5 protein-coding genes are annotated in these 7,356 nt (G+C 68.4%); 2 read left to right on the top strand and 3 right to left on the bottom strand.

From position 1 onward, the window contains the following. The first annotated feature begins 194 nt into the window (after positions 1-194). Positions 195-1,127, top strand: a complete 933-nt coding sequence (locus ACWGO6_RS09185) for a DMT family transporter (protein WP_452326521.1) — start codon at positions 195-197, stop codon at positions 1,125-1,127. 6 nt (positions 1,128-1,133) lie between these two features. Here the strand turns inward: ACWGO6_RS09185 and ACWGO6_RS09180 are convergent, their stop codons facing one another. Both ACWGO6_RS09180 and ACWGO6_RS09175 read right to left on the bottom strand, forming a co-directional pair. Next, positions 1,134-2,558 (bottom strand): mechanosensitive ion channel domain-containing protein, encoded by a 1,425-nt coding sequence (locus tag ACWGO6_RS09180; protein ID WP_136041285.1) that lies wholly within the window; start codon positions 2,556-2,558, stop codon positions 1,134-1,136. Between the two features lie 2 nt (positions 2,559-2,560). Further along, the gene (locus ACWGO6_RS09175) at positions 2,561-4,723 is read right to left on the bottom strand and encodes an adenylate/guanylate cyclase domain-containing protein (RefSeq protein WP_452326520.1); all 2,163 of its coding nucleotides are present in this window, start codon (positions 4,721-4,723) and stop codon (positions 2,561-2,563) included. A gap of 106 nt (positions 4,724-4,829) precedes the next feature. On the opposite strand from ACWGO6_RS09175, the gene ACWGO6_RS09170 reads away from it, so the two are divergent. Next, positions 4,830-5,567, top strand: coding sequence for a Pr6Pr family membrane protein (locus tag ACWGO6_RS09170; protein ID WP_136041287.1), 738 nt, complete (start codon positions 4,830-4,832; stop codon positions 5,565-5,567). A gap of 164 nt (positions 5,568-5,731) precedes the next feature. Here ACWGO6_RS09170 and ACWGO6_RS09165 read toward each other — a convergent pair whose 3' ends face one another. Then, the gene (locus ACWGO6_RS09165; protein WP_452326519.1) at positions 5,732-7,156 is read right to left on the bottom strand and encodes an NAD(P)-binding domain-containing protein; all 1,425 of its coding nucleotides are present in this window, start codon (positions 7,154-7,156) and stop codon (positions 5,732-5,734) included. Between the last annotated feature and the right edge of the window lie 200 nt (positions 7,157-7,356).

The raw sequence follows: 7,356 nt of genomic DNA, 5'->3' as shown, positions 1-7,356 counted from the left end.
GTGCCGCCCGGAGTCGGAACGGGCGGCACGAAGTGCGACCGGAGTGCGACCGGAGTGCGACCGGAGTGCGACCGGAGCCTGACCGGAGTGCGACCGGAGTGCGACCGGAGGGCGGGGGAGGGCGGCGGGAAAGTGACGGCGGTTGGCACTTCCGGTGGTCGACCGATGTCGGAGGCCACTGGGAGGATCGGAGGATGTCACGAGCCACGTCCGGCGACCCCGGGATCCGCACCGATGCCGGAGCGCCGAAGGCGCAGGGGCCGCTCGTACTCATCGCCGCGCTGGTCACCGTGGTGCTCTGGGCCTCCGCGTTCATCGGCATCCGGGGTGCGGGGCCGCACTACGACCCGGGCGCCCTCGCGCTGCTGCGGATGGCGGTCGGGACGGTGGTGCTGACGATCATCGCTCTGCGCCACGGCATCCGCCTCCCCGCGCGTCGCCACTGGCTGCTCATCGCGGTGTGGGGCGTGGGCTGGTTCTGCGTCTACAACCTCGCCCTGAACAGCGCGGAACTCACCCTCGACGCCGGCACCGCGGCCATGGTCGTGAACCTCGCACCTCTCATGGTCGTGGTCTTCAGCGGACTGTTCCTGCGCGAGGGCTTCCCGAAGCCGCTCGTGATCGGGGCTCCCATCGCCTTCCTCGGAGTCGTGCTCATCGGCATGAACTCCTCCACGAGCGCGGGCCCCGACATCACGGGTCTGCTCCTCGCCCTCCTCGCCGCGGTCATGTACGCCGGGTGCACGCTCGTTCAGAAGCGGCTGCTCACCTCGGGTGTCGACCCGACCACTCTCACCTGGCTCGGCGCGGGCGTCGGCACCATCGCGCTGTTGCCGTGGAGCGGCCCCCTCATCGGCGCGCTGCAGACCGCACCGCTCGATGCGACGCTGTGGGTCGTCTACCTCGGCATCTTCCCGACGGCGATCGCCTTCACGACCTGGGCCTACGTGCTGCAGCGCAGCACCGCGGGGCAGACCTCCGCCACCACCTATGTGGTCCCGGCCATCGCGATCCTGATGTCCTGGGCGATCCTCGGCGAGGTGCCGACGCCGCTGATGTTCCTCGGCGGCGCGCTGTGCCTGCTCGGCGTGCTCATCACCCGACTGCGGTGGGGCCGACGAGCCTGACGCCGATCAGCGACCGGTGATCACGCCGCGCGCGATCCCGAGCTCGGCGAGCCGCGAGGCCGCCAGACTGCGCTTGAGCTCGAGCGACTCCCCGATCTCGGCGGCGAGGCGGGGACGCGTACGAATCAGTGCGTCGATCGTGGTGAGCGGCAGCACGACCACTGTCAGGATCTCGCCGGCGACGGTCACGGCCTGCGTGCGCTCGCGGGTGAGGGCGGTCTGCCCGATGAGATCGCCCTTCTCCGCGGCGGCGAATTCCACCCGACCCTCGTCGACCTCGAGGGCGAGCACCGCCCGGCCCGACAACACCACGCGCACCTCGTCGGGCACGACTCCGCTCGGCAGCACGATCTCGCCGACGCCGTAGCGCTCCAGCCGGGCCTCCGAGAGGATCGCCTCGATGTCGTCGTCCCGCAGATGCAGCGTCGGTGCGATCTCGTGCATCGCCTCGACCAGACGCTGGGGTTCGGCGAGCGGATCGGTCGAGTCGCCGTCGAGCGCGAAACTGCGACGTCGCGCGGCGTACCAGAGCCAGGACAGGTACATCGACAGCGCGCGAGACGCATCGGCCGGACCCGCGACGGGGATCGACACCGCGTAGGCGCCGGCGCCCGAGTAGTCGACCGTCGCCCGCTGCCGCTGCAACCGCATGGGCAGCGAGTCCGCCACCTCGACCAGCAGCGCCATCACCTCGTGCGGCGGATCGTCGGTCGAGAACTTCACGGCCGCTTCGGCCGAGTACGGCCCCTCCGGCTCGCTCAGGTTCGTGAACGATGCCCCGGAGAGGGACGAGTTCGGCACGATCTGGATGCCCGAGCCCGTGTCGATGTGCACCGCGCGCCAGTTGACCTCGACGACCCGGCCCCGCACGCCAGCGGCATCCAGCCAGTCGCCGATCTTGAACGGCTGCTCGAACAGCAGCAGCAGACCCGAGATGACGCCTCCCACGGCGTTCTGCAGGGCGAGACCGATCACGATCGAGCCGACACCGAGCGCGGTGAACAGTCCGCCCACGTCCGCGTCCCACACCCACGAGAACAGCAGCGCGAGCCCGACGCCCACCAGGACGAGCCGACCGATCTCCACGAAGATCGACGGGATGCGCTCCCGCCACGAACCCGGCTTCGCGTTCGCGAACAGGGCCACGTTGAACGCCGAGAGCACGAGCAGGATCACGAGGAACCCGAACACCGTCGCGACCACGCGCGTCCACACCTGATCGGCCGGGGACTGGATGGCGAACACCAGCAGCGCGAACAGTGCGCCCACCGGGATGACCCAGTTGCGCAGCATCCGCAGCGGCTTCGCGACCGGGTTGCCGCGGCGGGTCAGAGCGCCGATCAGCTCGGTGAGGACGACCAGGAGCACGGGGACTCCGACCGCGAGCGCGAGCACCCACCAGCCCCAGCCGCCCGTGAACACGTCGCCCATGATCAGACCACCTTCCACACGGTCTCGGTCCTGCCCTGCGTCTCCACCGTCCCCGCCTCGACGTAGGTGACCAGCTCCTGGGTGCGGTCGCGCACGGTCTGGCTCACGTAGATGCCCGGCTCCCCGCTGACCGAGCGCACCCGGTAGGCGAGGTTCACGGCATCGCCCCAGAGGTCGTAGGCGAGGCTCGTCCGCGCGACGAGTCCGCTCGTGACGGTTCCGGTGTCGACGCCGGCGCGCAGCGAGATCTGCGTGCCGTTCTGCGCGTTGAAACGCTCGAGGACCCCGAGCAGACTCCGCGCGAACTCGACGGTGCGGCGGATGTTGTCGACGCGCGGCACGATGAGTCCCGACGACGCGAGGTAACCGCCGCGCAGCGTGCGCACCTTCTCGACGCCGGCCTTCTCCGCCGCCTCGTCGAACCCGCGCATCAGCGTGTTCAGGAGTCCGATCTCCTCCTCCGCGCTCATCTCGCGCGCGAGGTCGTCGAATCCGACCAGCTCGGCGAACACCACCGACACGTTCTCGTGCGCCTCGGTGATGGCCTCCTCGCCCTGTTTGTACTTCGTGGCGACGCTCGCCGGCATGAGCGTGTGCAGCAGCTTCTCGTTCTCCTTCTGCTGCTCATCGATCAGCTCCTGCTTGATGCGCAGACTCGACGCCATGTCGTTGAAGGCGCTGCCGAGGTCGCCGAACTCGTCGCGCGATCCCTGCGGCACCTGCACGTCGAGATCGCCCTCGGCCACCCGGTGCACGGCGCCGACGAGACGGTGGATCGGACGCGTGAACACCTGGGCGAGCAGCAGTGACAGCAGCGAGACGCCGAGCATGATGCCGAGCAGGGACAGCAGCACATTGCGGGTGAAGACGTTGACCGGCTCGAACGCCTCCGCGGTGTCGATCCGCGCGATGACGACCCAGTCGAGCCCCTCGATCTCGAGCGGGGCGTAGGCGGTGACGCTCTCCCCTCCGATGAAGTCCCGGCCGACGACCGTGCCGCTGCGGCCGGCCTGCGCCTCCTGCACTGCCCTGGTGTTCACCGGCTGCAGCAGGACGGTGCCCTTGATGGCGGCGACGCGGTCGACGATGGTCGGCGCCATGCCTCCGGCGATCAGGCGCTCCACATAGTCGTCCGGGTCTTCCACGAGGCGGCGGGCGGTGCTGCGCATGAGGTCGTCACGTCCGACCAGGTAGACCTCACCGGTGTCTCCGAGGCCCTGCGCCTTCCAGTTCTCGTTGCCGGTCATCACGTCGTTGATCGTGTCGATCGAGATCTGGAACGCCATGGCGCCCGTGATGCCGCTGTCGTTCCCGACCGGTGACACGACCCACATGCCGGGAACGTTGAGGGAGGGGATCCAGCGATCGAAGTCGGTGAGGACGACCGTGTTGACCGAGTTCGTGGCGATCGCCTCGGAGTATGCCCGGGACAGCGCGGAGTCCCGATACGGCCCGGTGAGGAGATTCGTGCCCAGCTCGACGCCCTTGTATGCGGAGTAGGTCACGTCGCCGTCGAGGTTCAGCAGCAGGGCATCCTCATATCCCGCCTCCTGGACGAGGCGCGTGAAGTAATCGCCGTAGCGCCCGGTCGCCGCCGAATAGGTGCTTCCGTCGCCGCTGTCGTTGAGCGCGAGCTGGGCGTCGTAGTCGGCGTCGAAGTCCTTGTTGCCGGTGACGTACTGGGACTGCACGTACTTGCCGGCATCGGACTCCGGGATGAAGGCCGTGTCGCCATACTCCTCACCCGAGCGCTCCTCGAGCTTCGGGATGAAGACGTCGCCGTAGTAGGCCTCGAGCTGCGCCTGGGTGCTCTCGTCGAGCTCCACGTCGGCGAGGTCGGCGAATCCCGCATTGACGGCCGAGGACATGTTCTGTGCGCTGAGGTTGCGGGAGTTCAGAGACGCGTCGCGGCGCACGCTCTCGATCGCGGTCGTGATCTCGGCGGCCCGCATCGAGCGGATGGTGATGAGCTGATCCACCGCCGAGTCGTGCAGCGACTGCCGCCCGTTGACGAAGCCGATGGCCCCCACGATCACGGACGACACGAGACTCACCGCCAGCAGCATGATGAGGAGTTTGGACTGGATGCTGAGCCCTGCGCGCTGGAAGCGTCGTCTCTTCTTCACCGCGCCCGCGTCGACCGAGTCCCTACCGCTGTCGCTCATCTGCCCCTCCGCCATGCGCGCACCTGCGTGAACGGTCCGACGATATCGATATATCAGTCCCGCGGTCTATGGATTTCTGCCGCTACAGTTGCGACCGGAGGCGAACATGACGACGACCTGGTGGCCTTATGTGCGAATCGCCGCAGCCGTTCTGGCTGTCGCGGCGATCGTGGCGCAGCTCATCCGCTCCCTCGAGATCGCCGGCGCGGCGACGACCGAATGGGGCGCGCACCTGCCCACCGTCGTCGCGAACTTCTTCAGCTTCTTCACCATCGAGGCGAACGTGCTGGCGGCGATCGCGCTCGCATGCGGCGGTTTCTGGGCGCTGGCGCACCGGAGCACGACGACCGCCGAACCGCGCTGGCTGGCGGTACTTCTGATGTGCGCGAGCACCTACATGATCGTCACCGGCGTGGTCTACAACCTGCTTCTGCGCGGCATCGAGCTGCCGCAGGGGTCGACGGTCGGCTGGTCGAACGAGGTTCTCCACGTGGTGATCCCGATCATCATGCTGGCCGACGTGCTCTTCGCGCCGAGACGCCGGGCTCTCGGCTGGGGCACCGTCGGCATCGCCGCGATCTTCCCGATCGTCTGGGTGATCTACACGCTCATCCGCGCGAACCTCGTCATCGCGCCGGCGACGGGGAACGCCTGGTGGTACCCGTATCCGTTCCTCGACCCTCGGGTGAGCGGCGGCTTCGTCGGCGTTTCTCTCTATGTGCTCCTCATCGCCGCGATCATCATCGCGGCCGCCGCCCTCGTGGTCTGGGTCGGCCGACGCCGGGCCGTCGTGTCCGACTCGACGGCCGATGCCACCGTGCCGCCCGCCGACCTCGCGCTCTGACCTCGCGCTCTGACACCGCGCTCTGACATCGCGCTCTGACCTCGCGCTCGACGGCACGCGTGGGGCGGAGATCTCACCGTAGGGCGGAGTCTTCCGGATGAAAGCTCCGCCCGACGGGGAGGATCCCGCCCCACGCCGCAGTGCGAGGGCGGGCGAATCCGCGATCAGACGGCGGCGAGCGCCTCGCGGTCGTCATCGCGCGGCTGCCCCGCGATGAGGCGCGCCTGTTCGACAGCATCCGGATCCACGTCGAGGTAGCGCTCGAGCGAATCGTCGAGCTCCTCCAGCCACGGGGTGTGGTGCACGACCGCGAGGGTGCCGGTCATGACCGACTCGTACACGCGGTCGCGGTAGCCCATGATGTCGTCCTGCTTGTCGTGCTTCCACGCGAGGAAGATCTCGACGACGCGGTCGATGTCGAACTCCGGGTAGTCGGTGAGCTCCAGCAGGTCGCGGATGTAGTCGGCCTGGAAGCGGATCTCCGCTGCCGCCGAGTCGATCTGCCCGAATCGCGTGCGCCACTCGGCGATGGATGCCGCGCGCTGAGCCTCGTCCGGCAACGCGATGCGGCCGAGGATCAGGTCGCGCACGTACCAGGCCTGCACGTCGAACATGTTGAACGTGAACCACTGGTCCTGCGCGCCGAGGTAGGTGAGGCGCGGATTGCCCTGCCAGACCACGCCGCGGTAGAGGCCGTCGGGGTAGACGTTGTTCGGCGACGAGAGAGCCAGGTCGTCGGGCAGGAACGGGTACTTGTGCAGGTACCCGGTGCACATGATGACCGCGTCGACGTGTTTCGAGGTGCCGTCGACGAAGAAGGCGGTGCTGCCCTCGAAGCGCTCGACGACCGGGCGCTCCTCGATGCCCTCCGGCCAGGCATAGCCCATCGGTGCCGAGCGGAAGCTCGCCGTCACCGAACGCGCACCCATCTTGAACGCCTGGCTGCCGATGTCCTCCGCCGAGTAGCTCGCGCCGATCACCAGCACGTCCCTGTCGGCGAACGCCTCGGCGCCGCGGAAGTCGTGCGCGTGGCTGATGTATCCCGGGAAGGTCTCGATACCGGCGAAGTCCGGCATGTTCGGAAAGGAGAAGTGTCCGCTCGCGACGATGACGCGGTCGAACTCCTCGACGGTCGACTCACCGGTGGGCAGGTGCTCGCTGGTGAGCGTGAACACCTCGCGCTCGTCGTCGAACTCGATCCAGCGCACCACGGTCTGGAAGCGGATCAGGTCGCGCACGTCGCTCTTCTCCAAGCGGCCGGCGATGTAGTCCCACAGCACCGGACGCGGCGGGTAGGAGGAGATGGGTCGGCCGAAGTGCTCGTCGAAGCTGTAGTCCGCGAACTCCAGCGCCTCCTTCGGGCCGTTCGACCACAGGTTGCGGTACATGCTGGAGTGCACCGGCTCCCCGAACTCGTCGAGCCCGGTGCGCCAGGTGAAGTTCCACTGTCCGCCCCAGTCGGCCTGCTTCTCGAAGCAGACCAGTTCGGGGATCTCCGCCCCCGCACGGGCTGCGGACTCGAAGGCCCGCAGCTGCGCCATACCCGAGGGGCCGGCGCCGATGATCGCTACTCGTTCTCTACTCGTCACGTATCGTCCTCATACTCTTCAGTCATGTATCGGTCAGCGGCCGCATCCGAGCGAGGAACAGTTCTGTCCCGGTGGGAGCGAAAGGCTCGACCTGCCCGGAAAGCGGCTGCCCTTCGACGCTATCAGTGTCGGTCGTCGACGCCGGCGGGTGGGGGCCGGGTGGGGGTACGCCCCGGGGCGGAGATCTCGACGTGGGGCGG

Source organism: Microbacterium sp. NPDC055665 (assembly GCF_053618035.1).
Note: the sequence above shows the minus strand (reverse complement) of the source record. Positions and strands in the feature narration are given on the sequence as shown.

Coding starts and splice junctions, on each gene's coding strand:
- ACWGO6_RS09180 (WP_136041285.1), bottom strand. CDS start 2,558: ATGGGCGACGTGTTCACGGGCGGCTGGGGCTGGTGGGTGCTCGCGCTC.
- ACWGO6_RS09175 (WP_452326520.1), bottom strand. CDS start 4,723: ATGAGCGACAGCGGTAGGGACTCGGTCGACGCGGGCGCGGTGAAGAAG.
- ACWGO6_RS09185 (WP_452326521.1), top strand. CDS start 195: ATGTCACGAGCCACGTCCGGCGACCCCGGGATCCGCACCGATGCCGGA.
- ACWGO6_RS09170 (WP_136041287.1), top strand. CDS start 4,830: ATGACGACGACCTGGTGGCCTTATGTGCGAATCGCCGCAGCCGTTCTG.